Below are 25,938 nucleotides of genomic sequence, written 5' to 3' on the forward strand. Positions count from 1 at the left end.
GATTACAGGCAGTTTGAGCAAATCCTGTAGTGGTTGAGCCACTCAACACGAGGAGGATAATCAAAACTTTCCTCATGACGTAATCCTTTAAGGTGTAATCCATATTTTTTTACAATATGAGACGATAAATTGCAATTTTTGTCTTGTTGCAATTATAGATAATTCTGATTTATCTGAGTTCTTCAAGTGAAACGCAAACTCGTTTCGCAATTGGGAGGAGGAAGGAATTAAATCTCCCTTAGAGGAAGTTTGCGGAGCTGATTGTGAATTTTTGTCCATCGGACCCTCTATTTTCTTGAAAAGTCATTCTCTCGTCACAAGCTATATGTTGCGTTGCAATATCTTTTGATCGAGACTGATTGTGACCATCGGCGAGACAACGCCTGATATCGGATACAGATTGCTCATGTTTGATTTGACGGGACAAAAGGCACTTGTTGTCGGTGTCGCAAATAATCAATCCATTGCGTATGGTTGTGCCAGGGCGTTCCGGGCACAAGGCGCGGATATTGCGATTACCTATCTCAACGAGAAAGCCGAGCCTCATGTCCGCCCTTTGGCGGAGGAGCTTGGTGCGGAAATCATCGCACCGCTCGATGTGACCAGCCATGAAGAGCTCGACACGCTTTTCCAGACCATCACCGAAAAATGGGGCAGGCTCGACACACTGCTTCACTCGATCGCCTTCTCGAAAAAAGAAGATCTGCACGGCCGTGTGATCGATTGCTCAGCCGATGGGTTCGGTCTTGCGATGGACGTGTCCGTGCATTCCTTTCTGCGTTTGATCCACAAAGCCGAGCCCCTGATGCCTGAAGGCGGAACCTGCATGACCGTGTCCTTCATGGGCGCGCAGCGTGTCGTTGAGAATTACGGTGTCATGGGGCCGGTCAAGGCAGCGCTGGAAGCGGCAACCCGATATGCGGCGGCTGAATTGGGCCCCAGGGGGATCTCCGTTCATGCCTTGTCGCCCGGTCCGCTGAAAACAAGGGCTGCATCGGGAATTGCCGAATTTGATGCATTGCTCAATGACGCCGCAGAGCGTGCACCGACACACCAGCTTGCAACCATTGATGACGTCGGTGCTTACGCCGCCTTTCTCGCCAGCCGGGAGGCTTACAACGTTACCGGCGGAATACATCCAATCGACGGCGGCTACAGCATCGTATGACAGGAGGTCCTGATGAAGGACATTTTTGACGCTCTTGAAATTGGTCACAACAAGTTCCTGGACACTCTGAGCGACGCGACCGCCTGGTCTCCCTCGGAGCGACTAACCGCCCTGGAAGCGCAGGCGACCGAAATTTCCAATGTTTCCGGGACGCTTGGGCTTGAGCTGACCAGTCACTTCATGAAGGCCGTTGATGGTCACAGGGATCGCCTGCAGAAAAACCTGACCGAACTTGGCGATGCGTTGACGGATGTCGCGAAGGCGCAAGGCGCTGGCACATTGCCCGCGGCCCTGGAAAGCTATTGGAAAGATGCCGGTCAGCGTACGGTGCTGACCTTGGATACACTGCGCCAGCGTGGTGACAATTTCCTGGAGCATGAGGACGCAGGCTGTCCACCCGTGCTCATCTACGAGTATGAAAAGGTGATGGACGGGGCGGACCTGCCAAAGCCATGCAACTATGTGCTCCTGAAAATCATTCCGCCGAAGGATGCCAAGTTCCGTGAGCCAAAATCCTTCAAGCGTCCCTACATCATCATCGATCCAAGGGCAGGGCATGGTGCCGGTATCGGCGGCTTCAAGCCCGACAGCCAGGTTGGAGTTGCCTTGCGGGACGGACATCCTGTCTATTTTGTTGCCTTCCGGCGCATGCCTGAAAAGGGTCAGACGCTTGCAGACATTACCAGTGCTGAAGCTGCCTTTGTCCGCAAGGTGATGGACCTGCACCCAGATGCGCCGAAGCCGGTCGTCACAGGCAATTGTCAGGGGGGCTGGGCGACACTTCTTCTTGCTGCGTCCAATCCGGACCTGACCGGCCCGGTGATCCTGAACGGTGCTCCCGTGGCGACATGGTCCGGACGCGTCGGTGAAAATCCGATGCGCTACAATGCGGGCCTCCTGGGAGGCACCTGGAACGCAATGTACTATTCCGATCTTGGCCACGGCGTGTTCGACGGGGCTGATATCGTTCAGAATTTCGAACTGCTCAATCCAGGCAGGAATTATTACGGCAAATACTACGATCTCTATGCAAAGGTCGACACCGAACCGCAACGTTTCCTCGATTTCGAGCGTTGGTGGGGCGGCTATTTCCTGCTCAATGAAGCGGAAATGAAATGGATCGTTGAGCAGCTCTTTGTCGGCAACAAGCTTTCCAAGAACGAAGCCCAGCTGGAGCCTGGTCGCAATGTCGATATCAAGCTGGTGCAGGCGCCAATCATTGTGTTCGCCAGCTGGGGTGACAACATCACGCCTCCGCCCCAGGCACTGGATTGGATCGTCGACAACTATACCGATGAACGCGAGATTGCCATACGGGGCCAACGGATCATCTACATGGTCCATGATCAGGTCGGCCACCTTGGCATTTTCGTATCCTCAAAGATCGCCAAGAAAGAACACACCGAGGTCACTTCGACGCTGAAAACGATCGAAGCCCTGGCACCCGGTCTCTATGAGATGACCATCGATGACTATGAGGGAGACCTCATGGATCGCTCCTTCACCGTGAGTTTTCACGAGCGCAAGATGGAAGATCTGAAGAAGATCAACGACGGCAGGGAAGACGAAATTCCGTTTGCTGCCGTGGCGCGGGCCTCCGAACATCAGGCGGAGTTTTATGATGTGTGTGTGCGTCCGTTCGTACAGGCCGGTGTGACGGAACAAAGCGCGGAGCTCCGCCGCAAGACCCATCCACTCAGAGTGCAGCACACCGCACTGTCCAGCATGAACCCGTTCCTGAACTGGCTTCCGGGTTGGGCTGAAAAGGTCAAGGAAGCACGGGAACCCGTTGAGGAAGACAATCCCTTCCTGGCGCTTCAGAAAGCCAATGCCGCGCTGTTTGAACAGTCGATGGACTTCTTCAGGGATATGCGCGATGCCGCGTATGAGAACATGTTCTTCTCGATCTGGGGCACGCCTTACATGCGGTGGTTCGGCCGTACGCATCAGCCGGGACGAACACTGAAGCGCAAGGAAGAGCTGCGCAGCCTTCCGCCGGTCCAGGGCGCGCTTATGCATGTCGACAAGGGCGGGTTCTGTGAGGCAATCGTCAGGATGCTGATCCTGCTTGCCGAAAGCCGGGGTAATGTGCGCCGGGACAGGCTGGAGCGCTCCTCGAGACTTCTCAATCAGCAGGAACCGTTCAAGTCGCTTACCCAGGACGAGCGCAGCTTCATTCTGCAGGAACAGACGCTTATCGTGGAGTTCGCGCCGAAAAAGGCCGTGGCGACTTTGCCCCAGCTGCTGAAGACGAAAGCCGAGCGCGAGCTTGCTTCCAAGGTAGTGCGCTACATCCCCGGTGCCATCAGTGAAATGGACCCGCACACTTTGGAGATGCTGCAAAAGTTCCACGATGTGCTTGGTCTCGATCCGAAGTTCGGTGATGTAACGGAAGATCCGTTGGCTTCAGGATACTCCGCAGCCCTGTTGGCAGCCGGAAAGGAAAAGTCTGCCTCAACGAAAGAGCCAACTGCCGAACAGGTGCCTTTGGAGACGGAAAAGAAAAAGCAGCCAACGGTGTCTGCTGCCAGCCGCACACCTCGACGGACTGCAGCAAAGGCGACAACTCGCAAATCTGCTGCTGGTCAAAAGAGCGCGCGCAAACCTGCAGCTCGAAGCAAACCAAGTAGATCGACGAAGAAATCGGAAGAACCTGCCGAATGAGGCAGGTCACATAAAGTGGAAAGGGGCGCCCGGGCCTCTCGGACGCCCCTCAGAGCCCCCCTGGATTGTATTTGGAGTGCGGCTCTGAACTGATGAATCTTCACTTTTTGGACCAGCCAACCTCACGCAGGTGGCTGGACTGCTAGAGCAATTTTCCTAGCTTGAATGGTGTACGTAAGAATACCAAGTTCAGAGCTTGCAGCAAGCCCAAACCCGATAGAAAGATCATAAAATTTTAACTGACCGGGGTCAGCTCCGGGTTAGTCGTCCCTTTGCCGTTTCACGACCACAAACGCCATTTAAAAACAAGCCCGTGGTGGGCAGCACGTTAAAATTGCGCTAAAGAATTCAAAAACCTACGTCCGGGGTTGCATGTTCGATTGGGCTTACAAGAAACGTCTCAAGGATGATCTGGAGAACTGGGTCGCCAAAGGCTGGGTCACCTCTGCGGCGGCTGCGTCGATCCTGAAAGAACAGGATCAGGATGACGGTCGTTCCAGGTTACCGACCGTGCTGGCGGGCATCGGCCTGGTGTGTGTGGCGCTGGCAATCCTTGCCTTTATCGCGGCCAACTGGGTGGCAATCCCAAAGGCGCTCAAGCTGATCGGTATTGCGGTTTTGATTGCAGCCAGCCACGGAGTTGCGGCGCAAGCAGCTAGAAAAGAACGCAAGGGTCTTGCAGACTTGCTGACTGGTTTCGCAACATTGGTCTTCGTTGGTGGTATGGCACTTGTCGGCCAGATCTTCCATCTGCCCTCCGATTGGGCCGGCGGTGCATTTCTCGTTTGTCTCGGCGCTCTGGCGGCCGCCTGGTTGACGGGTTCAAAGTCGTCTTTGATTGTCGCGGCAGCCGCGGCCCTTACCTGGCAAGTCACCCGTTCGGATCTGGGGGCGGGAACCATGATCGAGGGGGCGATTGGATTAGCTTTCCTGGGTGCCGTTTTCGGCCACGCGATCGTTTTTCCATCACGCCTGTCTCGCTGGATTGCCATCAGCCTGCTCTGGGTAACCTATGGCAGATGGTTTGCCGAAACGGCAGAGATCCTGGAAAACACCATGGGAGAAGGTGACAGTGCGATCTTACCCATGGCCTTGGCCGGCATTGGCGGCCTTGCCGCTCTTTCGGTTGTCATCGACCCGTTGGGTGACCTGTTCGTCAAATGGTCAAGCGACCGGCCCAACCGGGGGCATGGTCATTGGCTGATGACGAGATCCATGCAGGACGCCGGTTTCATGGTCCTGTGTTTACTTCTTGTCATCGCGCTGATTGTCGTGCCGGAATTCGATTCGGGCTTCTCAATATATGGCTTGTTGACCTGGACAGCTGTCCTTCCGCTTGGGCTCTCGCTCCTTCTGACGATCGCGGGATTGGTGCTTTCCTATAAAACAACGAAATCGGCAGCGCTATTTGCCGCCATCGGCTTTGCCCTGATTGTGATTGTCGTGCCGGTCGTGACGACGAGTATTCTGATTGTTTCCGCCGGTGCTCTAATGGCTCTCATCGGACTTTGCGCCCTGGCAACCTGGTACAACAATCGCTTCTGGGCCCTGTGTGCCTATCTGGGCCTGACCGCTATCGCTCTTTGGCTCCTGCAGGTGACCATCGGTTCGCTCCTTGGGCAGTCTGTTTTCTTCCTTGTTGCCGGGTTCTTGTTGCTTGGTGTTGCCCTTTGGCTGGCCCGCCTGTTTAGAAAGGGCAAAGGCGGATCCGGAAGTGCGAAGATCGCGCAGGAGGTGCAGTCATGAGCACGGGCACCGAGGCAATCGGCCAGGGTCGGAAGACCGATGCAAAGACGGCGTATTTCAAATGGGGAATTCTGGCTCTGATCCAGCTTCTGCTGATCTCCATTCCGCTGGTCGATCGTCTTCGGGTGCAGATGACCGGGACCGTTGTTCAAATGGAAATTGTGCCGGTGGACCCCAGAGATTTGCTGCGCGGAGATTATGTCATCATCAATCTCGCTATTTCCCGCATCTCCAAAGACGTCTCGGGCAGCGAAACCGTCAAGGCAGGAGATCCGGTCTTTGTCAGCCTGATCGCTGAAGGCAAGGGGCCTGTGCGTCCGATCACGGTCTCACGGTTGAGAGAAGATGCCGGAGAGCTGGCGATTTCCGGTACAGTACGCACGGTTGCCGATGAGTTCATTCAGATTGACTATGGCATTGACGCCTTCTTTCTCCCGGAAGGGGAAGGCCTTGCAATCGAACGGATGGACAAGAGCCGGGTTCTGCTTGAAGTCGCGATCGATGAAGACGGACAATCCCTGCCAGTGATGCTGCTTGTGGATGGAAAAGCGTATAAGGCCGACGGCACCTTTTGACGGGCAGGCGAACTGGCGCTATGAGCGCTGCACTTGGTTTTCCCGAAATAAGGTTCCTCATGTCAGATCCTGCGCTCGACACCCTGTTGCTGCCTCTCGAAATGGAAGCCGTTGAGCTTGCTGCAAGTGCGAGGCTTTTGTTCCTGCGCGCTCGCGCCGGGCGTGGCTTGAGTATTCTGAAAGGCCGTGATGTCCTGTGCGCGCAAAGTTTCGCTCCAGACCGCGATGCGCTGCAGAAAGCCGGGTTCGCTGTGGAGGCGGAAGCAGCCACGGATTCATTCGATGCGGTGCTCGTGTTGCCCGGCCGCCAACGCCAGGAAGCACGCGCGCAGCTGGCACAAGCTGTTACCAGGGCGAAACCCGGCGGGGTCGTGATGGCCTGTGCTCCCAACACGGAAGGGGCCAAGACGCTGGAAAGCGATCTGGCGGCCTTGCTTGGTGGCGCGGAAAAGCTGACCAAGAACAAATGCCGCGTTGTTTGGCAAACAAACCAGCCGGCCGGTCTGAACGAGGCATTGCTGAAGAAATGGCTGGCTCTTGATGTTCCGAGACCCATACTGGAAGGGGTTTATGTCAGTCGCCCGGGAATTTTTGCCTGGGATCGGATCGATCCTGCATCGAAGCTGCTTGTCGATCATTTGCCGGAATCGTTGAAGGGGCGTGGCGCTGATCTCGGCGCAGGATTCGGCTATCTCACCCGCGCGGTATTTGAAAAAGCCTCCGGCGTGTCGGCAATGGACCTCTACGAGGCTGAAAAGAGAGCGCTTGATCTCGCGGAGCAAAATCTCGCTGCCTTCAAGGGCAAGCGCGTGATGAACGGTGTCTGGTGTGATGTCACCAAGGGTATCGAGGGACCATATGACTTTGCCGTTTCAAATCCACCTTTCCATCAGGCGGGCAAAGCCGACCGGGCAGATGTCGGCCAGGGGTTCATTCGCGCTGCGAGTGCCGGACTCAAACCTGGCGGCGAGTTCTATATGGTCGCCAATCGGCATCTTCCCTACGAGCAGACGCTCTCTCAGGTCTTCGCAGATGTGGTTCAGTTGGCCGATGAAGGGGGCTACAAGGTGATCCGTGCAGTCAAGTCCAGGGGAGGGCGCTGACATGCGACTGGTAAAACTCATCGCAAATCTCGGCTATGGCAGTCGCAAGGAAATCCAGATGGCGATCAGAAACGGTTGGGTGACTGATCGGGAAGGTAACCGTCTGAAGGCTGACAGCAAGACAGCGCACGAAGATATTCTCTTCGATGATGAACCGCTTGATCCTGCACGGGGCGTCGTCATTCTGATGAACAAACCGGTCGGTTACACCTGTTCAACAAAGGATCAGGGACGCCTTGTCTATGACTTGCTGCCGGATCGGTACCGGATGCGCAAACCGGCTCTTTCCACGATCGGTCGCCTGGACAAGGAAACCTCCGGTGCACTGCTCTTCACCGATGACGGCACGTTTTTGCACAAGGTGATCTCGCCGAAGTCAAACGTGCCAAAGGTGTACGAAGTGGTGTTGGATCGTCCCATGAAGGGGGATGAGGCAGACCTTTTCGCTTCCGGTGAAATGATGCTCGAGAGCGAAGACAAGCCGCTAAAACCCGCAGAGCTGGAAGTGCTTGGCGAAACAAACGCCCGTCTCACACTTCACGAAGGTCGATATCATCAGGTTCGCCGTATGTTTGCTGCCACCGGGAACCACGTGACCGAATTGTCCCGCAGCCGTATCGGCTCACTCGGGCTGGAAGGCGTTGAAGAAGGCGCATGGAAAGTGCTTTCCGAGAGCGACAAGGCACAGATTTTCGAGTGAAATTTTCCATTGGGGCGCAGAAAAAACGCCCGGCATTTGCCGGGCGTTGAGTTTGGAAACCATGATTGATTGACGCTACCTTGGTGTGCGGCTGAGGACGCGGATGCGGCTGTCGAATTCCCCGCGATCCACGTAACACCCGCGCAAGTGACGGAAGCCGGTGTTCGGGTCGAAGGCAGCGCGGCCATGCAGGACGCGGCGATTGTCGAAGATCACCATTTCGCCGCCCGCAAGTCTCGTCGTCATCACGTATTTCTCGGACCGCGTCATTTCCATGATCTTTCGATAGGCCCGGTAGTAGGGCTCCATCTTGTCAGCGGGCAGATCGAAGATTCCGGCAAGATGTGCGTTGAAGTGCAATTCCTGCAAGTGTCCGAACGGGTCCAGATCGATCACCGTGTGATGGCGTCTGATGTCATAGTCGGTGTCATGGAAGCGGAACGGAACCGGTGTCTTTGAGAGCAGTTCGAAAGTATGCGGATCGTCGGCGCGAAGGTCGGAAGCGATAGCGAAACCGTCGCAGAATGTCGACCCGCCACCCTCGGCCTCGTTGGCGAGGCAGTGCAGGAACTGAAACCCGGGAGGCAATTCCTGGTTCGCCAGATCCGTATGCAGCGGAAGCGCGTGGGAGGTGTAGGCAAGGTTGTTCGGATTGGGCTTTGACATCACTTCGAACGTCGTGCCGAAGTTTGTCTCCCGCAGGAAACCGATACGGCGGGCGATCTCCATGCCGGCATCCTTGTCGTTGTCCATGCCATCGACAATCGACAGACCGGTCTTTTTGCTCGCGACCAGAAAGTCCCTCAAGGCGTCGTCACTGGTCATGAGGTCAGCAGCCGCAGCGCGCGGAAGATTGTCCGGTTCAAAGTCGCTCCGCCAGAGCACCGGCTCCACCCGGGCAGGGTCGGCGAGGCCGATGCCGGGGCGGTGGTCGAAGAGCCAGTCCGGATCGTATCGGCTGACATGATCGCCACCGTTCCAGGTCAGGATGATTTCGCCATTTTCCAGAGCGGCTTCGGTGAGCGAGATGTCGAAAGGAATGCTGGTGAGATCGAACTGCCGTTCCCGGGTTTGCGGGTGAAAGCCGCTCGGGCAATTGTCTCTGAGCCAGATGAAAGGGAATTCGGCGCTGGTTCCGTCCGGCCAGGCAACATGGAGCACGCGGTCACCGCCGCGCAGGGATGCGGTTGTCATTTATTGGTCCGTTGATGTGTTTTGAGATGTGTTCAACGCTGCCTGATAGGGCGCGCACGTCAACGGTTGGCGGGGGGCGGCCACCACCAGTAGGCTTTGTTATGCGGATTGCCGGGATTACGCCCGAGGACAGAGAGCATCCACTTTGAAACCGTCTTGAAGGCTCTGCCTTCGGTTGAACATTTTCGATGAAATTACATCAAATAATTCACCCGGCAAGAGAGATTCTGCCGGGTGAACATAAAGATCTCAAACAATTGATTTTGCGAACGAACCGTCAGCCCTTTGCCGATCGAGCTGCCAGTGCAATAGCAATGTAGCTCCAGCCATTGACCAGAACGGATACTCCGGCAATCAACCCGAGTGCCCAGGCGGCTGATCCCGGAAGGTCCATCCAGATCATCAGACCGGCGGCAAGCGAGACAAGCCCGGCAATGAGCACCCAGACCCAGCCTTCATGTGGCTTTAGCTTGAACGCAAGCAACACCTGGCTCACACCTTGGGCGACGAAAATGGCCGCGATGACGAGTGTAAGAGCAAAGGTTCCCGCAAGCGGATTGATATAGATGATTACGCCGCCAATGACCGCGATAATGCCGGTGATCAGGTTCCATAGAAAACTCGAGGTGCCCTGGGTCTTGAAGGCATTGTAAATCTGCACAAGGCCGCCGACAAAAAGCACGGCTGCGATCAAAATCGTAACGGCAATAGAGGTCGCCAGAGGGGCTGCAATCAGAATAATACCGCCTATAACAAGCGCTATGCCAAGTGCCAGGAACCAGCCCCAATTGTCCTGGATCTTTGCTTTCATATCTTCCACAGCCTGAACCGCATCTGACATTTGAATCTCCTCACGTTCCGGTTGCTCTTTGCAACGGTAACCGCTTTGCAGGAAAACGCAAATTCCTGATGACATTTCCGTGAAATTGATCGCCATTATCCCCGGTCTTGACTTTTGGTGTGTATATGCACACAAGAGGACATGGAAGATGATTTTTCCCTTTGTGTCCTGGACAACGCCCGAAAGGCAGCGCGCGCTGTCAGCCGTCACTATGACCGGTTGGCACGTAAGGTCGGGATGACAGCCGGTCAGTTTTCAGTGCTCGTCGCCATCCGTCAGGCCCGGAATGAAACGACTGGCGGATTGGCGGACAGGCTCTCCATGGAGCGGACAACGCTGGTTCGAAACATTGCCTTGCTGGAACGCAAGGGGCTGGTGACCTCTTCGTCATCCACTGACGGTCGAGGCAAGAATTACCAACTGAGCGACGAGGGAAAGAAGCTGCTGGACGAGGCGATCCCGCTTTGGCGTCAGGCACAAAATGACGTCAGGGATATTTTGGGTCAGGACGAATTTCTAAAGACAATCAATACTTTGAAAAAGCTTTCGCAGCTTTGAGTTCGACACATTGAATCAGTTTGTGAAGGACTTGGAAGAACGTTTGAACATCACCATGTGCTCAACGCACGAATGGACAAGAGCCAGAGCGAGGTAGGATATGCGGCGTGTCGTAGTAACAGGTCTGGGTGTGGTTTCACCGGTCGGGACCGGTCTGGATGCTTTCTGGCAAAGGATTACCGCGGGTGAAAACGGTATCCGCAAAATCAGTCATTTCGATCCTGAAGGCCTTGCCTGTCAGATAGCCGGCGAAGTGCCGACCAAGGCGGAAGATGAGCACGGGTTTGATGTGGATGCCGTCATGGAGCCGCGTGAGCAGCGACGGTCGGACCGCTTCATCCACTTCGCCATGGGGGCTGTACAGGAAGCCCTGGCACATGCGGGATGGGAACCAAAAACCGACAAGGAGAAGGAGCGCACCGGAACGATCATCGGAACCGGTGTTGGCGGCTTCCCGGCCATGACTGCCGGCACCCGGCTGGTTGACGAAAAGGGCCCGCGCCGGGCATCTCCGTTTTTGGTGCCTTCGTTTCTTGCCAATCTCGCCGCCGGACAGGTGTCCATCCGGCACGGCCTGAAAGGTCCACTGGGTGCACCTGTCACGGCTTGCGCTGCCAGCTTGCAGGCGATTGGCGATGCCGCGCGTCTGATCCGTGGCGGCGAGGCCGATGTCATGGTCGCCGGTGGATCGGAGGCCTGTATCGACAAGGTGTCTTACGCTGGTTTCTGCGCGGCCAAGGCCATGTCGTCAAAAAGAAATGACGATCCGGCCCATGCTTCGAGGCCATTCGATCAGGATCGCGACGGCTTCATCATGGGGGAAGGCTCAGGCATATTGATCCTCGAAGGCTATGAACATGCCAAAGCTCGCGGTGCGAATATTCTGGCGGAATTGAGTGGATATGGGACGAGTGCGGATGCCTATCACGTTACGGCCTCTTCTCCCGATGGAGAAGGAGGCTTGCGAGCGATGCGTCAGGCCCTGGCAAGTTCGAATCTCGCGCCTTCAGACATTGGGTATGTAAATGCGCATTCGACTTCCACACCGGTAGGTGATGCCGCCGAGATCGCCGCTCTGACCACCCTTTTTGAGGGCAGGGGAAAGGACCTTGCCGTTTCTTCCTCCAAGTCGATGTTCGGACATTTGCTCGGGGCTGCCGGCGCGGTTGAAGCCATCGTCTGCGTGAAGTCTTTGTTGAGCGGACTGTTGCCACCGTCCCGAAACCTCGAAGCTGCCGATGAGGCTATGGCCCGGTTTGAGCTGGTGCCCGGCAAGGCAATGGCCCGTGAGGTGGACCACATTCTGACCAACGGCTTCGGATTTGGCGGAGTGAATGCCAGCGCGGTGTTCTCGAAAGTATAGAGGTATTCAAGAACGAGAGAGCTTGGCAGAATGCAAAATCCCGTATATGAGAATATTCTCATAAATGGGATTATGTGATGTCCGATCTTGAACATGACCTTGCCCGGCGGCTCGTTGACCTTCGCCGGGCTCGTAACTGGCCATTGGAAGAGTTGGCCGAAAAAACGGGAATCAGCCGGGCCACGCTTTCCAGGATAGAGCGGGGTGACACAAGCCCGACGGCGTCCGTTCTTGGTCGGCTGGCGAGCGCCTTCGGTGTTTCCATGGGAGAGCTGTTCGGTGCTGACACGGTCGTTACCGACCGGCATCTGCCGCGAGACAGTCAGTCAATCTGGCAGGACCCGGAAACAGGCTTCCAGAGAAGGTCGCTGACACCGGCGACAAGCGGTTACCGCGGCACCGTGATTGAAGGCATTCTACCACCCGGGGCTACGATTACCTACGCCGCGCCTCCTGTGCCGGGCCTGGAGCATCATCTGGTTCTGCTGGAAGGTGACCTGAGCTGCACATTGGGGCAAGACGTCTTTGACCTGACCGCCGGGGACGCGCTGCGCTTTCGACTTGAAACATCCAACAGCTATTCGGCAACCGGCAACACTCCGGCGCGCTACCTCCTGACGGTGATCACGCCATGACCAAGACTGAAGAGACTGCGGTACTCACATCCCGGGCCGCAAAGGGCTTTCGGCCCGAGCCTCCGGTTTTTCTGTGTGAGCCGGAAGACCTGCAGCAGATCATACCGGAACTCGGAAACCTGCTGCGAGCCTGTGTCGAAGACGGGGCCGGTATCGGCTTCGTTCTTCCTCTTGAAAAGGAGCAGGCGGAAGCATTCTGGGCCAGCCGCTTGCCGAGCATAGAAAATTGTGACGCCTTCATGATGGTGGCCAGAGAACAAGGGGAGATAACGGGCGTTGTCATGTTGGCTCTTGCACTCCAGGACAACGGCCAGCACCGGGCGGAGGTCGCCAAGTTGATGGTGCATCCGCATCATCGTCGAAAGGGCATTGCCCGCAAACTAATGGCGGCTGTCGACGGGCTCGCGCTCTCTCTGGATCGTTGGCTTCTGGTTCTGGACACCGTCACAGGCGATCGTGCCGAGAGCCTGTATCCGACATGTGGTTACAGGAAGGTCGGTGTCATTCCGGATTATGCTTATGGCAGTCATGGGTCTCTGGACGCGACTACGGTCTTCTACAAGGATCTCAGAACCGGGTAAGCCCACTCATTTTGAGTGAGTGAAGGAAATTTTTCTGTTACATTTCAAGGGTAACAAGCGGCTCACCCCGCGAATTCCTTCGCGGGAATTCCCATGAGGTTTCAAATGAGAACATTTTCGAAAAGCCTGGCCGGAGCCATCATGGCGCTCGGGTTGGTGGCATCGCCTGTTCTGTCCGCAGACGTACAGGACCAGGAGACCTTGGCAGCACGTGTTTCAGAGCATTCACCTGCAAAGGAAGCCTACATCAAGGATAGGCCGATCCTGGGTTGGACGCTGAGCGGTAACAGGCTGCAGGATATTCCGGAACCCATTCGTGATGTCCTGGGCAGCACGGATGCGACCAAGTATGACGATGCCTATGTGGCCGCAAACAAGGGCTCGATTGTGGCCTTGCAAATGCGCAAGGACGGACCCGATTTCTACATCATCGGCAAGGAAACTTTTGACGGCAAATACTCGGTGGTGGCGCTGGAAGAAGTCGCTGCCAAAAACAGCCGGCTGATGGAGCGGCTGCTGCCCGAGGTCAAGGCGATGTACGATGCCAGGGCCGACGGCCTTGTCGGCGCGTTGAAAACGGTTCCGGTCGACATGATCCGTGTTTCGGCAATCGGCTACCCAACCGATGCTCCGCTGACAATTCAGGCGCCCTGGGGTGAGCAAAGCAAGCCGGAAGGCCAGGATGCGTTTCTCGTCTGGGATACGGGCGAGAACCAGTATTACATGGTCAACCAGGACGAAAACGGCCTGCCGATCAGTTACATCCCGGCCAATTGAGGCAGCAAGCCAGGCGTCGTTCATCTGAGAATGAGGCCTGGCGTTGTTACGTTCTTGGGGAATTTTGTGGCTGGCGCAACTTTTCCCGGGTTTGATCAGACGTTTTGAATAAGGCGCCTAACCCGCCTCGTTCAACATCTCCAACTCCAACCACTGTTCCTCTGCAGAATCCTTTTCCGTTGTCAGATCAGTGATTTGCTGGGAGATCTTGGCAAATTTGTCAGGGTTCTTCGCGTAAAGTGCCGGATCGTTCATTTCCGACTGAAGTTTTTCAAGCTTTGCTTCAAGTTTCTCGATCGTGTCGGGCAGCGTCTTGAGAAGATGCTGCTGGGTGAAGGTCAGTTTGGACTTTTGCTGTGGCTTTGAGGCGGAGCCGTTCGATGAAGAGCTCTTTTCCTTCTTCACCGTTGCGGGCTTTTCCACCTTGCGTGCCGTGACGCCTTCACCGCGCTGTGCCAGCATGTCGGTGTAGCCACCGGCATATTCGCGCCAGAGGCCGTCGCCTTCCGAAACAATGACGGAAGTCGCGACCCGATCAAGGAAGTCGCGGTCGTGCGAAACGATCAGCGCCGTGCCCGGGTAATCGGCAAGCAGCTCCTGCAGGAGGTCGAGCGTTTCCAGATCCAGGTCGTTTGTCGGTTCGTCGAGCACCAACATGTTGGACTTGTTTGCAAGCGCGCGGGCAAGCATGGCACGGGCGCGTTCGCCCCCTGACAAGGCTCCAACGGGAGTTCGTGCCTGTTCGGGAGAGAACAGGAAGTCCTTCATGTAGGACATCACGTGCTTGGTCTCGGTTCCGATGACGACCATGTCGCCCCGTCCACCGGTCAGGGTGCTGGCCAGGCTGTCATTCAGATCGAGATTTTCACGCTTCTGGTCAAGCGTGACAATCTCCAGATTGGTGCCAAGCCGGGTGGTGCCAGTGTCCGAGGCCAGTTCGCCGGTCAGCATCTTGAGCAGTGTTGTCTTGCCGGCGCCATTCGGGCCGACGAAACCGATGCGGTCTCCACGCTGGATGCGAGTGGAGAAATCCTTGACGATGCCGCGCTCGCCATAGGTCTTGGAAATGCCCTTGGCTTCGATGACGAGCTTTCCGGAAACTTCAGCCTCGGTCGCGCTCAGCTTGGCGGACCCTTGCGGTCCCCGGTGCTCTCGCTTCTGCTTTCTGAGTTCCGCCAGCTCGCGAACACGGCGCATGTTGCGTTTCCGGCGTGCGGTGACGCCGTAGGTCATCCAGTGTTCTTCGCGTTTGATTTTCTGCGCCAGTTTCTGCTGGTCGATCTCTTCCTGTTCAAAGACCTCGTCTCGCCAGGCCTCGAAATGTGCGAAACCCTTGTCCATACGTCTGGATACGCCCCGATCGATCCAGGCGGTCGCGCGTGACAGGTTTTCCAGGAAACGGCGGTCGTGCGATATCAGAACAAGTGCGGATTTGAGGCTCTTGAGCTCTTCTTCCAGCCACTCGATCGCCGGAAGATCCAGGTGGTTTGTCGGTTCGTCCAGAAGCAGGATGTCGGGCTCCGGTGCGAGCGTGCGGGCAAGGGCAGCCCGGCGTGCCTCACCACCCGACAGCGCATTGGGATCTTCCTTGCCGCTGAGCCCGAGCACTTCCAGCAAGTACGCACCGCGATAGGGATCGTCTCCTTCCGTCAAACCTTCATTGACGTAGTCGAGCGTGGATGAATAGGCGGAAAGATCCGGGTCCTGAGGCAGATAGCGTACCGTGCGCCCTGGTTGAAAGAACCTTTCACCCTTGTCCATTTCAATCTGCCCGGCAGCTATTTTCAGCAGCGTGGACTTGCCGGAACCATTGCGCCCGACCAGACAAAGACGGTCGCCTTCGGAGACTGAAAGCTCAGCACCGGTCAAAAGCGGCGTGCCGCCAAAAGTCAGATGGATATCACGGAGTGTCAGCAGGGGCGGGGCCATGTGTGCCTATGATGCGCTAGATCAAAGTTTCGGATCGGCGTTCGGTTTACTGGTAGGCCCCCTGCCGCGCAAGCAGGTTCGGAGGAACACGCGCAATTTTGAATTGCCGCACCGAGATTTTCCGGGAGAATTGAGATAAGATCTGAGAAAGTGGACAGGGCCGATCACCTGATGCCACCCGGATGGGCGGTAGGAGAAGGCGCGATGTTTGAACTCAGCAGAGGCTGTACCGGTTTCGGAAGCCTGCGGAAGATATTGAAATCCTGTACCTTGGCAGCGTCTCTGTTAGCTGCCGGCACCGGCCTTGCGGTCGTGTCCGGGACCTCGCAAGTCAAGGCGGATGCCGTCTACTTCGGCGGCAGTGGCGTCGGCTTTGCATTTGGCACAGGCGGCTATCGCGGATATCGCGGCTCGTTCTTCTACGGACCACTCGGATTCTACGGCCCCCCGTACCGTCCTTACGGACCTCCTTACTATTACCATCCCTATGACCGGCGCGCGTATCCCTATCGCTCGCGCATCTACCCTCGCTCCAGGGTATACGTGAACCCGCCACGTTACGTCGCGCCGCCGCGCTATGTCGCCCCGCGCAGATATGTTGGACAACCGCAACGTGTGCCTTATACTAAAAACGGGCTGGCTCCGTTCACGCCCCAATGGGTGGCTTACTGCTCCCATAAGTTCAAATCGTTTAACCCCAATACGGGGACATATCTGGCCTATAGCGGAAAGTATCGATTTTGCCGCTAGGTTTGAAATATAATTTCTCACCTGAGCACCAGAATTTTTGATTACGCAGTAAATGAGCGGAAAATTTTTCCTGGATTGTCGAAAAATGCGCAAAAACATCGCCTTTTTGCAACAAAGGTCGAAATGTGTCGTTGGGGGATGCTTGATTGCGCGCAAAGAGCGTGGAATCTTGTGCGCCATCGTTTCTTAAGCTTCAACAATAACCCACGAGGGGAGAGCGATATGTTCAAGTCCATGCGTGTAACAGCGCTTGCGGCTGCTCTAATGGCTGCTACATCACTTACCGCAGTTGCAGAGGTGGTTTACCATCGCGGCAACTCCGCTGATCCGGAAACGCTGGACCAGCACAAGACATCAACGACCTACGAAGCACATATTCTGCGCGACCTGTATGAAGGTCTGGTTGCTTATGGTGCCGACGGCAAGGTCATTCCGGGTGTTGCTGAAAGCTGGACAATTTCCGACGACGGTACCGTTTACACGTTCAAGCTGCGTGACGACGCCAAGTGGTCCAACGGTGACCCGGTTGTGGCAGGTGACTTCGTTTACTCGCTGCAGCGTATCATGACACCTGAAACCGGTGCCAAATACGCAAACATTCTTTATCCGATCAAGAACGCCGAGAAAGTCAACAAAGGCGATCTGAAGCCGGAAGAAATGGGTGTGAAGGCGGTTGATGATCACACGCTGGAAATCACGCTCGAAGCTCCGACTCCTTATTTCATTGAACAGCTGACGCACCAGACCGGTCTGCCGGTTCACCCGGCGACTGTCGAAGCACACGGTTCCGACTTTGTGAAGCCGGAGAACATCGTCACCAACGGTGCATATACCCTGGCCGAGTTCGTTCCGAATGCGCACGTCAAGGCGACCAAGAACCCGAACTTCCACGACGCTGCCAACGTCAATGTCGACACAGTCTTCTTCTATCCGACAGAAGACCGTGGCGCCGCGCTCCGCCGTTTCCAGGCTGGTGAACTGCACACAAACAACGATGCTCCGACCGAGCAGGTTGCCTTCATGAAGGAAAGCCTGGGCGATCAGTTCCGCGTCGCTCCGTATCTGGGCACCTACTATTACGCTCTGAACCATGAAGATGAAGCTCTGAGCAACCCGGAAGTTCGTCAGGCTCTGTCCATGGCGATTGACCGTGAGTTCCTTGCAGACGAAATCTGGGGCTCCACGATGGTTGCGGGCTACTCTTTCGTACCACCGGGAATCGGTAACTACGGTGAGCCGGCATTTGCCGACTACAAGGACATGTCCCAGATCGACCGCGAAGAAAAAGCGATCGAGATGCTTGAAAAAGCTGGGTTCAGCGAGTCCAACCCGCTGAAGTTGACCATCAACTACAACACCTCCGAAAACCACAAGAACACGGCAGTTGCAATTGCCGACATGTGGAAGCCGCTTGGCGTTGAAGTTTCCATGCTCAACACAGACACCAAGACCCACTACGCCATGCTGCGTGACCGTCAGGACTTCGACGTCGCACGTGCCGGCTGGATTGGTGACTATTCCGACCCGCAGAACTTCCTGTTCATGGTCGAAAGCGACAACACCGGTTTCAACTACGCTCGTTACGAGAACCCGGAGTATGACGCGCTTATGGACGAAGCCGCAGCTACCATTGACCTGGAGAAGCGTGCCGAGATCCTGAAGAAGGCGGAAGAAATGTTCATGCGTGACCTGCCGTTCATCCCGCTGATGTACTACGGCTCCATGAACCTGGTTTCCGACAAGGTTGCCGGATTTGAGGACAACCTCCTCAATGTTCATCCGACCCGCTTCATAAGCATCTCCGAATAATCGATAACACCAGGACCGGCAGGGAATTCCCTGCCGGTCTTTTGCAAGGTGGCAACCAAAGACCACCGGCAAAACAACAGGGGCAAAGCCTATGCACCGCTATGTGCTCGGTCGATTGCTCAGCGCAATCCCGACCCTCTTTCTGATCGTTACAATTTCGTTCTTCCTGATCCGGATCGCACCAGGCGGTCCGTTTGATCTTGAACGTCCACTTGAAGCCAAGGTGATGGAGAATCTGAACAAGATCTACCATCTCGACGAGCCGCTCTGGAACCAGTACCTGCTCTACCTGAAGAGCATCGCGCAGCTGGACTTCGGCCCGAGCTTCTACTTCCGAGACTTCACCATCAACGAGTTGTTCGCGCAAAGCTTGCCGATCTCCATGCAGCTCGGTCTGTCTGCGCTGTGCCTGGCTTTGGTCGTCGGTGGAATTCTGGGTGTCTCCGCCGCGCTTCGCCAGAACCGTCCGGCCGATTACACCATCATGGCTGCTGCAACGCTCGGGGTGACCATTCCCAATTTCGTTGTTGCACCGATCTTGACGTTGATACTCGGCGTCTGGCTCGGCTGGTTGCCGGTTGGTGGCTGGAACGGCGGTGCATTCGTCAACGTTATCCTGCCGGTTGTCACCCTGGCGCTGCCCCAGGTGGCCGTCGTGGCTCGATTGACACGCGGATCGATGATCGAAGCTCTGCGATCCAACCACGTGCGAACTGCACGGGCATATGGTCTGACCAGCTACATGGTTGTCGTGGTGCACGCGCTCAGAGGCGCTATCCTGCCTGTGGTTTCCTATCTCGGTCCGGCAGCCGCGGCATTGCTGACAGGTTCCGTCGTGATCGAAACCATCTTCGGTATTCCCGGCATCGGCCGCTACTTCGTACAGGGCGCCCTCAACCGTGACTACACGCTGGTGATGGGTACGGTCGTGGTCGTTGCCTGCTTCGTTATCCTGTTCAACCTCCTCGTGGATCTGCTCTATGCGCTGCTCGATCCGCGCGTGCGCTACGATTGAGGAGGGCACTGACATGACAATTACAGCAACAAACAACGAAGTGCCTGCAAAAGGGCGGTCTCTTTGGGACGATGCACGCGATCGGCTGTTGGCGAACCGTGCAGCCGTTGCCAGCATGTTCGTCCTTGCGGCCATCGCGCTGATCTCGATCTTCGGACCGATCCTGTCGCCACATCAGTTCGACACGGTCTACCGTGACTATGTGAAGGTTCCGGCGAGCCTGGAAGCTTATCCGAGACCGGAACAGGTCGAACCGGGCTTCATGTCTGTGGCCAAGCGTGCGCGCCTGACCGTGGACAGCTATGAACGCGATGGCGACACGATTGTAGCCAGCGTCACGTCGCGGCGTGAAATCGACCCGCGTACCTCGCGGTATTTCGACCGGAGCGATCTGTTCAGAGATGCGCAGGTTACGGACTTCTCCGAAGACAACAAGTCGGCCACCATCCGGGCCAACATCAACTACATGCATTTCTATTTCGGTACGGATGCCAACGGTCGTGACATGATGACCCGGACCTTCATTGCCGGGCGCGTCTCCCTGACAATCGGTCTGCTTGCAACGGTCGTGGCGATTTCTATCGGCGTGCTCTACGGGGCGACCTCCGGCTATCTCGGCGGCCGTGTCGACCAGATGATGATGCGTGTCGTCGATATTCTCTATTCGCTGCCGTTCATCTTCTTCGTCATCATGCTCGTCGTGTTCTTCGGCAGGAACTTCATTCTGATGTTCATTGCCGTCGGTGCGGTGGAATGGCTGGATATGGCCCGTATCGTGCGCGGTCAGACCCTGACGATCAAACGTCAGGAATATGTCCAGGCAGCCGAGGCAATGGGTGTGGAAGATGGCGGCATCGTACGCCGGCACATCATTCCGAACACACTCGGACCTGTTGTCGTTTACATGACGCTGCTGGTGCCGAAGGTCATCTTGCTGGAAAGCTTCCTGTCCTTCCTTGGGCTAGGCATTCAGGAACCGATGACTAGCTGGGGCGTTCTGATCTCCGAAGGTGCGCGTAACCTTCAGGGAGCAGCCTGGATGCTCATCTTCCCGTCGATCTTCCTGACATCGACCCTGTTCGCCTTGAACTTCATCGGCGACGGATTGCGCGATGCCCTGGATCCGAAAGACCGGTAAGGAGATGACCATGACCAGTACAACAGACAAGACGGTCCTCTCCATCAAGGATCTGAAGGTCGATTTCGAGACCGCAACAGGCACGGTGAACGCCGTGCGTGGTGTCAACATTCACGTCGAAGCGGGTGAAACCGTCGCTATTGTCGGCGAAAGCGGCTCTGGCAAGAGCCAGACGATGATGGCCGCGATGGGGCTTCTGGCTTCCAACGGCCGCACTCAAGGGGAAGTCGTCTATGAAGACCGGAATATCCTTGGTCTTCCGATAAGGAAGCTCAACGATGTGCGCGGTGCGAAGATCACTATGATCTTCCAGGAACCGATGACATCGCTGGACCCGCTCTACACAATCGGCCGCCAGCTGGCGGAACCCATGGTCGTGCATGGCGGTCTGTCCTGGAAAGCGGCAACGGCAAAGGCGCTCGAACTACTGAAACTCGTGAATATTCCCGAGCCGGAGCGCAAGATCAAAGCCTATCCGTATGAAATGTCGGGTGGACAGCGTCAGCGCGTGATGATCGCCATGGCGCTCGCCAATGATCCGGACGTCCTCATCGCGGACGAACCGACGACTGCTCTGGATGTGACGACACAGGCCCAGATTCTCGACCTGTTGCGCGATCTGCAGAAACGTCTCGGGATGGCGGTGATTTTCATCACCCATGATCTGGGTATCGTTCGCCGCATCTCCGACCGAGTCTACGTCATGAAGACCGGCGAAGTCGTGGAAAGCGGCGAAACCAAGAAGATCTTCAACCAGCCTGAGCATCCTTATACGAAGATGCTTCTGGACGCCGAACCGACTGGACACAAGCCGCAGGTACCGGACACGGCACCTGTGCTTCTGGAAGCCCAGAAAGTGGAAGTCGAGTTCGAACTGGATTCAGGCTTTCTGAAACCAAGACATGTTCTTCGTGCCGTCGACGACATCAGTTTCTCGCTCCGCCGAGGTCAGACCCTCGGCATCGTGGGCGAGAGCGGTTCGGGCAAGTCCACGCTCGGGAGGGCGGTATTGAACCTGTTGCCTGCAGGTGGCCGGGTGGTGTTCCAGGGGCAGCAGATCTCGGGAAAAGACCGCAAGCAGATGCGCGCCCTGCGCAAGGACATGCAGTTGATCTTCCAGGATCCGTTCGGTTCCTTGAGCCCGCGCATGACCGTCGGTCAGATCATCTCCGAAGGGTTGTTGGTCCATGAACCGTCACTGACGGCGAAGGATCGGGACCAGCGGGCCTGCCAGGCGCTGGAAGAAGTGTCGCTCGATCCCGTCATGCGCAACCGCTATCCGCACGAGTTTTCGGGTGGTCAGCGTCAGCGTATCGCGATTGCCCGGACCATGGTTCTGAAGCCCGAGCTGGTTGTGCTGGACGAGCCGACATCGGCTCTGGACCGTACCATCCAGAAGCAGGTGGTAGAGCTTCTGCGCGATCTCCAGAAGGCGCATGACCTGACTTACCTGTTCATCAGCCATGACCTTGCTGTTGTTCGGGCACTGTCCGACACGGTAATGGTGATGCAGCGAGGAAAGGTGGTTGAGGCGGGAACAGCCGATGCTATCTTCGAATCTCCGAAATGCGACTACACCAAGGAGCTGATCGGAGCGGCGATGCTGACGCAGCAACAGATGATGGAAACAGCCTAGGCATTTTCCGGAAGTCAGAGAATTTCAGAGCCCGGCCAGAGCGACAATCTGGGCGGGCTCTTTTTCGTAATTCTTCTGCAATTGCTCCAGATCCTTCCCGTAGAAATGAGGGGCAAGAACCACAGCGCTGGAGAGAATGTGAGCTTTTACCGCGTCCTTTGCGTCCTGCACCTTGCCTTTTTCCAGTGCTTCCAGAATCGCCTGGTGCGGCGTGACATTGCGTCTTTGCCAGGCCGCTTCCGACCTTGGAGTGGGAAGCATGACCCTTTGCAGCACCATGGTGGTTCTGATGAGGACCGGTTCCAGGGTGGGCATTTGTGCAATCTTGAACAGCTTCAGGTGGAGGTTGCGATCCAGCTCCGCGCAGCCGAAAACATCTCTTCGTAACCGGCATTCCTCAAACTGACGGTCAAGATCCTTTAGTTCCTCCAGTTGCCTGGAGGTGATGTTTTGGGCTGCCTCCGTGACCCCGGTCGCCTCGATGTCGATACGGAGTTTCAACATCAGCATGGCTTCCACAATGCTTGGATCGGTGACGAAGGTGCCCTGATATCCGCGGCGAACAACCAGGCCGAATTCCTGGAGCAGCATCAAGGCTTCACGGACTGTGCCTTGAGAGCAATTGTAGTCCTGCGCCAGCGACTGCTCGGTGATCGGGCTTTCGGAATTGAATTCCCCCGTGAGGATCTTTCTTTTCAGATCCTGATAGACCGCGTCGGATTTGCGGGCCCTTTTGCGGCCAGTTGCAGATTTGGCTTGGAGATCTGTGTCTTCAGCGAATTGTCCATTCACGGCACTGCCTCCTGCTGGCATTGAGTTCGACTGGTTTTACCCAACATGACTGCCATCAGAAAACGAACGATCCGCTCACGTTTCCGCTTTCCACACCATCCGGCCTTGCCAGGGCGGAGGGAAGGGACGATGGGGCTCACCAATGAGTTGCAACCATCGGTCCGGTCTTTTTCTCTGTCAATGACACGTCTCAAAGCCGCGAAATACAAAATACGGTGGCCCGACAGAGCGCCGAATGGATACACGGACGGCTGCAATAAATAACAATGGATTCATTGTTCCGCGCCGCATGCGCAATTGCAATCGCAAAAGTGTAAGATTCAGTCACAAACGTGCGAGGTCCACTTGACGAGGTGGTCCTTGGGATTGTTGCGACCAAGAGGCCGAGGTTCAGGCTGCCGCTTTCTCCAGCGCCGAAATCCAGTTCTTGTAGGCGATTTTTTCGATGACCGTTTCGCTGAAGCCCCTTGCATCGAGAACTTCAAGCAAGCGCGAGAGGCCGGTGACGTCGCTGAGGTCATTCGGGACAATGCAGCCGTCAAAATCGGAGCCAAGCGCAACACCATCTTCGCCGAGCCGGTCCGTCAGGTAAGCCGCGTGATCCGCGATGATGTTCAGGTGGGTGTCCCGAGCATAGGCGCCGTCAGGTCGCAGGAACGGGACGTGAAAGTTGATCCCGACCAGACCGTCGCTTTCCTTGATCGCATCCAGCTGCTTATCGGTGAGGTTGCGGCTGCTCGGGCAAATGGAATGTACGTTTGAATGGCTGGCAATAATCGGCCGGTCGGTGATCCGAGCGAGATCCCAAAAACCTTTTTCGTTCAGATGAGAAACGTCCAGCAGAACACCGAGCTTGTTGCAAGCTCTGACGAGGTCCCGGCCGGCACCCGTTAGTCCGGGGCCAATGTCGGGAGAGGCCGGATGGGCCATGGGAACACCATAGCCGAAGGCATTTTCGCGGCTCCAGACCAACCCAAGCGAACGCAAACCCCGATTGTAGAAGTCTTCAAGAGCATAAAACTCGGTGTCTATTGCTTCGGCCCCCTCGATGTGAAGGCTGACGGCCATCTTCCCAGCCTCGATGGCGGACCTGTTCTCTTCCGCAGACCGGCAGATGACAACCTCTCCATCTGCTTCTGCTTCGATTTGCTCGGCCCTTTCGAGCAACCGGTAGGTGAAGTCCATGGCCTGCTTCTGGGCGACTTCCTGATAGTTGGCCGGGTCCTTCGGGTCGAAGGGCTTGCTGAAGTCCTGGTCCGGATTGGAAGGAACGAACATTGCAAAAAGGCCACCCGCAAACCCTGCTTCCTGGGCGCGGACGAGATCAAGGTGTCCGGTTTCCGACCGGTCGAAAAAGCTGCGCTTCGTCCCTTTGAGTTCGTCGATTTCAAGCTTCAGCAGCGTATCGTTGTGACCATCAAAAACGGGAAAGGGGGATTTTACGTTGGCGTCGGACACGGAATTTCCTTGAAAGAAGAATCACGGGACAGGATGGCAGGATGCCTCAAGTTTCCCCAATCTAGTGGTTGTTTTGAAGAATGTAAGGCACTTTGGCCGAATGTGACTTGCAAGTGTTAAAAAGCTGGCTCAAGAAGGGGCTTCCAATTTGGGAGGTCCTATGAAGCGCCAAGATTCGTTGAACGACCAGCCATCCTCGCCGGACGCCGGGCTGCTTGGCCGGCGCACATTTCTTGCAGGCGGGATCATGATTGCCGCTGGTGCCCTGGCCGGATGTCAAACGGTTGTCGGTTTGCCGGACCAGGCCGAGTTGCCTGATGAAGAATTTGATTACGCGTCTGCCTACGCCGCGCTGCCAGATGGCGATTACACCTGGCCGGCGATCAACTACAAAAGTTTCGATGAGCAATACTGGCGTCAGGTGGTCGACTACAAGACCAGGGAACGGCCGGGTACGATCGTCGTCGATCCCTACAACAATTTCCTCTACTGGACGCTCGGCAACAACAAGGCGCTGCGGTACGGCATCGGCGTTGGGCGCGCCGGCTTTGCCTGGTCAGGCGAAGCACTGATCCGCGTGAAGCGCGAACACCCGATCTGGCGCCCTCCACGGGAAATGATCGCACGCAAACCTTCTCTGGAACGGTATTGGGAAAAAGGTTATCCGCCGGGGCTGAAAAATCCGCTCGGGGCGCGGGCAATGGATCTGTGGCAGGGTTCGACAGATACCCTGTTTCGGATCCATGGAACCAACAAGCCGTCTTCCATCGGCAAGAGCGTCTCATCCGGCTGTATCCGTATGTGGCAGCAGGATGTGATTGATCTGTTCAACCGGGTTCCACTTCGGACCAAGGTTATCGTGCTCAGCGAAGATCCCAACCAGGCAGCGTGATTCCGGTTGCAATTCGGGGTTGGTGCAGCTCAAACTCACTGAGCTGCAACTTTTCCTGAATAGCGCTGGAGACGCCCCATGAGCAGAATACCGGTTCCAGAGGACAATGAACTGGATGAGCGCACGCTGGCGTTCATAAGCAAGTTACCGAATCTGAACATGGTGCGCATGCTGGCGCGCACCGGCATCGCGCCGGAAATCTATCAAAGCGTTTCAGCCATTTTCAAAGACGACTGGTTTCCTGCTCTTGATCGGGAAATCATGTTGTTTCGCACGGCACGGGCCAACAACTCGCCTTACGAGATCGGTTTTCACAAGGCGGTCTATTCTTTTCCGGCAGGTCTGGTTGAGGCAGTTCTTTCAGATGATCTGGAAGGCTTGGACCCCTGGCATCGACGGCTTTGTGAAATGTGTGATGAGATGGCGCGGCAGACTGAGCTGTCACCCGCTTCCGTGGAAGATCTGGTGCAACACTATGGTGGCTACAATCAGGCCACACGCGCCATCTTTGTCATGTCCTGGTTCAACTGGCTGTCCCGCTTTGCTGACAGCACAGGCGTTCCCCCGGAAACGGAAGACCAGCTGAATGGCGTCAAAAGCCCGACGACCTGAGG

23 protein-coding genes are annotated in these 25,938 nt (G+C 56.2%); 18 read left to right on the forward strand and 5 right to left on the reverse strand.

Features of this window, described 5'->3' with window-relative positions:
* Positions 1-406: 406 nt before the first annotated feature.
* The 6 genes from fabI to ABLO27_RS00395 all read left to right on the forward strand — a co-directional run bounded on the left by fabI (position 407) and on the right by ABLO27_RS00395 (position 7,956).
* Complete coding sequence (gene fabI, locus ABLO27_RS00370; RefSeq protein WP_353029798.1) at positions 407-1,168, forward strand: enoyl-ACP reductase FabI; 762 nt, start codon at positions 407-409, stop codon at positions 1,166-1,168.
* A gap of 12 nt (positions 1,169-1,180) precedes the next feature.
* Complete coding sequence (locus ABLO27_RS00375; RefSeq protein ID WP_353029799.1) at positions 1,181-3,832, forward strand: DUF3141 domain-containing protein; 2,652 nt, start codon at positions 1,181-1,183, stop codon at positions 3,830-3,832.
* A 372-nt stretch (positions 3,833-4,204) separates the two neighbouring features.
* On the forward strand, positions 4,205-5,578 hold the full coding sequence (locus ABLO27_RS00380; protein WP_353029800.1) for a DUF2157 domain-containing protein: 1,374 nt from the start codon (positions 4,205-4,207) through the stop codon (positions 5,576-5,578).
* On the forward strand, positions 5,575-6,153 hold the full coding sequence (locus ABLO27_RS00385; protein WP_353029801.1) for a GDYXXLXY domain-containing protein: 579 nt from the start codon (positions 5,575-5,577) through the stop codon (positions 6,151-6,153). Before ABLO27_RS00380 ends, ABLO27_RS00385 begins: the two co-directional genes overlap by 4 nt.
* A 20-nt stretch (positions 6,154-6,173) precedes the next feature.
* The gene (locus ABLO27_RS00390; RefSeq protein ID WP_353029802.1) at positions 6,174-7,256 is read left to right on the forward strand and encodes a class I SAM-dependent methyltransferase; all 1,083 of its coding nucleotides are present in this window, start codon (positions 6,174-6,176) and stop codon (positions 7,254-7,256) included.
* 1 nt (position 7,257) lies between these two features.
* Entirely contained in the window at positions 7,258-7,956 is a 699-nt protein-coding gene (locus ABLO27_RS00395; RefSeq protein ID WP_353029803.1) for a pseudouridine synthase, read from the forward strand.
* A gap of 75 nt (positions 7,957-8,031) precedes the next feature.
* Here the strand turns inward: ABLO27_RS00395 and ABLO27_RS00400 are convergent, their stop codons facing one another.
* On the reverse strand, positions 8,032-9,150 hold the full coding sequence (locus ABLO27_RS00400) for a TauD/TfdA family dioxygenase (RefSeq protein ID WP_353029804.1): 1,119 nt from the start codon (positions 9,148-9,150) through the stop codon (positions 8,032-8,034).
* A gap of 277 nt (positions 9,151-9,427) precedes the next feature.
* Positions 9,428-9,991: an HdeD family acid-resistance protein gene (locus tag ABLO27_RS00405; RefSeq protein ID WP_353029805.1), complete on the reverse strand. Its 564-nt coding sequence runs from the start codon at positions 9,989-9,991 to the stop codon at positions 9,428-9,430.
* A 141-nt stretch (positions 9,992-10,132) separates the two neighbouring features.
* Between ABLO27_RS00405 and ABLO27_RS00410 the strand changes: the two genes are divergently transcribed.
* The 5 genes from ABLO27_RS00410 (at position 10,133) to ABLO27_RS00430 (ending at position 13,905) form a co-directional block, all read left to right on the forward strand.
* Positions 10,133-10,549 carry a MarR family winged helix-turn-helix transcriptional regulator gene (locus ABLO27_RS00410; protein WP_353029806.1) on the forward strand — a complete coding sequence of 139 codons (417 nt, stop codon included), beginning with the start codon at positions 10,133-10,135 and terminating at the stop codon, positions 10,547-10,549.
* A 100-nt stretch (positions 10,550-10,649) separates the two neighbouring features.
* Positions 10,650-11,912, forward strand: coding sequence for a beta-ketoacyl-ACP synthase II (fabF, locus tag ABLO27_RS00415; protein ID WP_353029807.1), 1,263 nt, complete (start codon positions 10,650-10,652; stop codon positions 11,910-11,912).
* Positions 11,913-11,989: 77 nt separating this feature from the next.
* The gene (locus ABLO27_RS00420; protein WP_353029808.1) at positions 11,990-12,547 is read left to right on the forward strand and encodes a helix-turn-helix domain-containing protein; all 558 of its coding nucleotides are present in this window, start codon (positions 11,990-11,992) and stop codon (positions 12,545-12,547) included.
* Complete coding sequence (locus ABLO27_RS00425) at positions 12,544-13,128, forward strand: GNAT family N-acetyltransferase (protein ID WP_353029809.1); 585 nt, start codon at positions 12,544-12,546, stop codon at positions 13,126-13,128. Before ABLO27_RS00420 ends, ABLO27_RS00425 begins: the two co-directional genes overlap by 4 nt.
* Positions 13,129-13,233: 105 nt before the next feature.
* Positions 13,234-13,905: a hypothetical protein gene (locus tag ABLO27_RS00430; RefSeq protein ID WP_353029810.1), complete on the forward strand. Its 672-nt coding sequence runs from the start codon at positions 13,234-13,236 to the stop codon at positions 13,903-13,905.
* A gap of 117 nt (positions 13,906-14,022) precedes the next feature.
* On the opposite strand, the gene ABLO27_RS00435 is transcribed toward ABLO27_RS00430, so the two are convergent.
* Positions 14,023-15,834: an ABC-F family ATP-binding cassette domain-containing protein gene (locus ABLO27_RS00435; protein ID WP_353029811.1), complete on the reverse strand. Its 1,812-nt coding sequence runs from the start codon at positions 15,832-15,834 to the stop codon at positions 14,023-14,025.
* A gap of 204 nt (positions 15,835-16,038) precedes the next feature.
* On the opposite strand from ABLO27_RS00435, the gene ABLO27_RS00440 reads away from it, so the two are divergent.
* The 5 genes from ABLO27_RS00440 to ABLO27_RS00460 all read left to right on the forward strand — a co-directional run bounded on the left by ABLO27_RS00440 (position 16,039) and on the right by ABLO27_RS00460 (position 22,182).
* The gene (locus ABLO27_RS00440; RefSeq protein WP_353029812.1) at positions 16,039-16,584 is read left to right on the forward strand and encodes a BA14K family protein; all 546 of its coding nucleotides are present in this window, start codon (positions 16,039-16,041) and stop codon (positions 16,582-16,584) included.
* 222 nt (positions 16,585-16,806) lie between these two features.
* Entirely contained in the window at positions 16,807-18,393 is a 1,587-nt protein-coding gene (locus ABLO27_RS00445) for a peptide ABC transporter substrate-binding protein (protein ID WP_353029813.1), read from the forward strand.
* Between the two features lie 91 nt (positions 18,394-18,484).
* Positions 18,485-19,408, forward strand: a complete 924-nt coding sequence (gene oppB, locus ABLO27_RS00450; protein WP_353029814.1) for an oligopeptide ABC transporter permease OppB — start codon at positions 18,485-18,487, stop codon at positions 19,406-19,408.
* Between the two features lie 13 nt (positions 19,409-19,421).
* Positions 19,422-20,546, forward strand: a complete 1,125-nt coding sequence (locus ABLO27_RS00455; RefSeq protein ID WP_353029815.1) for an ABC transporter permease subunit — start codon at positions 19,422-19,424, stop codon at positions 20,544-20,546.
* 10 nt (positions 20,547-20,556) lie between these two features.
* Entirely contained in the window at positions 20,557-22,182 is a 1,626-nt protein-coding gene (locus tag ABLO27_RS00460) for an ABC transporter ATP-binding protein (RefSeq protein ID WP_417714731.1), read from the forward strand.
* 24 nt (positions 22,183-22,206) lie between these two features.
* Here the strand turns inward: ABLO27_RS00460 and ABLO27_RS00465 are convergent, their stop codons facing one another.
* Positions 22,207-22,974, reverse strand: coding sequence for a GntR family transcriptional regulator (locus tag ABLO27_RS00465; protein ID WP_353029816.1), 768 nt, complete (start codon positions 22,972-22,974; stop codon positions 22,207-22,209).
* 390 nt (positions 22,975-23,364) lie between these two features.
* Positions 23,365-24,432 (reverse strand): dipeptidase, encoded by a 1,068-nt coding sequence (locus tag ABLO27_RS00470; protein ID WP_353029817.1) that lies wholly within the window; start codon positions 24,430-24,432, stop codon positions 23,365-23,367.
* 160 nt (positions 24,433-24,592) lie between these two features.
* Here ABLO27_RS00470 and ABLO27_RS00475 point away from each other — a divergent pair, with 160 nt between their 5' ends.
* Both ABLO27_RS00475 and ABLO27_RS00480 read left to right on the forward strand, forming a co-directional pair.
* On the forward strand, positions 24,593-25,324 hold the full coding sequence (locus ABLO27_RS00475) for a L,D-transpeptidase (protein ID WP_353029818.1): 732 nt from the start codon (positions 24,593-24,595) through the stop codon (positions 25,322-25,324).
* 78 nt (positions 25,325-25,402) lie between these two features.
* Entirely contained in the window at positions 25,403-25,936 is a 534-nt protein-coding gene (locus tag ABLO27_RS00480; protein ID WP_353029819.1) for a hypothetical protein, read from the forward strand.
* Positions 25,937-25,938 lie beyond the last annotated feature (2 nt).

It is taken from the genome of Roseibium sp. SCP15 (assembly GCF_040329435.1).
GTDB lineage: Bacteria > Pseudomonadota > Alphaproteobacteria > Rhizobiales > Stappiaceae > Roseibium.

Coding starts and splice junctions, on each gene's coding strand:
- ABLO27_RS00475 (WP_353029818.1), top strand. CDS start 24,593: ATGAAGCGCCAAGATTCGTTGAACGACCAGCCATCCTCGCCGGACGCC.
- ABLO27_RS00440 (WP_353029812.1), top strand. CDS start 16,039: ATGTTTGAACTCAGCAGAGGCTGTACCGGTTTCGGAAGCCTGCGGAAG.
- ABLO27_RS00385 (WP_353029801.1), top strand. CDS start 5,575: ATGAGCACGGGCACCGAGGCAATCGGCCAGGGTCGGAAGACCGATGCA.
- ABLO27_RS00435 (WP_353029811.1), bottom strand. CDS start 15,834: ATGGCCCCGCCCCTGCTGACACTCCGTGATATCCATCTGACTTTTGGC.
- ABLO27_RS00405 (WP_353029805.1), bottom strand. CDS start 9,991: ATGTCAGATGCGGTTCAGGCTGTGGAAGATATGAAAGCAAAGATCCAG.
- ABLO27_RS00480 (WP_353029819.1), top strand. CDS start 25,403: ATGAGCAGAATACCGGTTCCAGAGGACAATGAACTGGATGAGCGCACG.
- ABLO27_RS00455 (WP_353029815.1), top strand. CDS start 19,422: ATGACAATTACAGCAACAAACAACGAAGTGCCTGCAAAAGGGCGGTCT.
- fabI (WP_353029798.1), top strand. CDS start 407: ATGTTTGATTTGACGGGACAAAAGGCACTTGTTGTCGGTGTCGCAAAT.
- ABLO27_RS00420 (WP_353029808.1), top strand. CDS start 11,990: ATGTCCGATCTTGAACATGACCTTGCCCGGCGGCTCGTTGACCTTCGC.
- ABLO27_RS00430 (WP_353029810.1), top strand. CDS start 13,234: ATGAGAACATTTTCGAAAAGCCTGGCCGGAGCCATCATGGCGCTCGGG.
- ABLO27_RS00375 (WP_353029799.1), top strand. CDS start 1,181: ATGAAGGACATTTTTGACGCTCTTGAAATTGGTCACAACAAGTTCCTG.
- fabF (WP_353029807.1), top strand. CDS start 10,650: ATGCGGCGTGTCGTAGTAACAGGTCTGGGTGTGGTTTCACCGGTCGGG.
- ABLO27_RS00390 (WP_353029802.1), top strand. CDS start 6,174: ATGAGCGCTGCACTTGGTTTTCCCGAAATAAGGTTCCTCATGTCAGAT.
- ABLO27_RS00400 (WP_353029804.1), bottom strand. CDS start 9,150: ATGACAACCGCATCCCTGCGCGGCGGTGACCGCGTGCTCCATGTTGCC.
- ABLO27_RS00445 (WP_353029813.1), top strand. CDS start 16,807: ATGTTCAAGTCCATGCGTGTAACAGCGCTTGCGGCTGCTCTAATGGCT.
- oppB (WP_353029814.1), top strand. CDS start 18,485: ATGCACCGCTATGTGCTCGGTCGATTGCTCAGCGCAATCCCGACCCTC.
- ABLO27_RS00425 (WP_353029809.1), top strand. CDS start 12,544: ATGACCAAGACTGAAGAGACTGCGGTACTCACATCCCGGGCCGCAAAG.
- ABLO27_RS00460 (WP_417714731.1), top strand. CDS start 20,557: ATGACCAGTACAACAGACAAGACGGTCCTCTCCATCAAGGATCTGAAG.
- ABLO27_RS00410 (WP_353029806.1), top strand. CDS start 10,133: ATGGAAGATGATTTTTCCCTTTGTGTCCTGGACAACGCCCGAAAGGCA.
- ABLO27_RS00395 (WP_353029803.1), top strand. CDS start 7,258: ATGCGACTGGTAAAACTCATCGCAAATCTCGGCTATGGCAGTCGCAAG.
- ABLO27_RS00380 (WP_353029800.1), top strand. CDS start 4,205: ATGTTCGATTGGGCTTACAAGAAACGTCTCAAGGATGATCTGGAGAAC.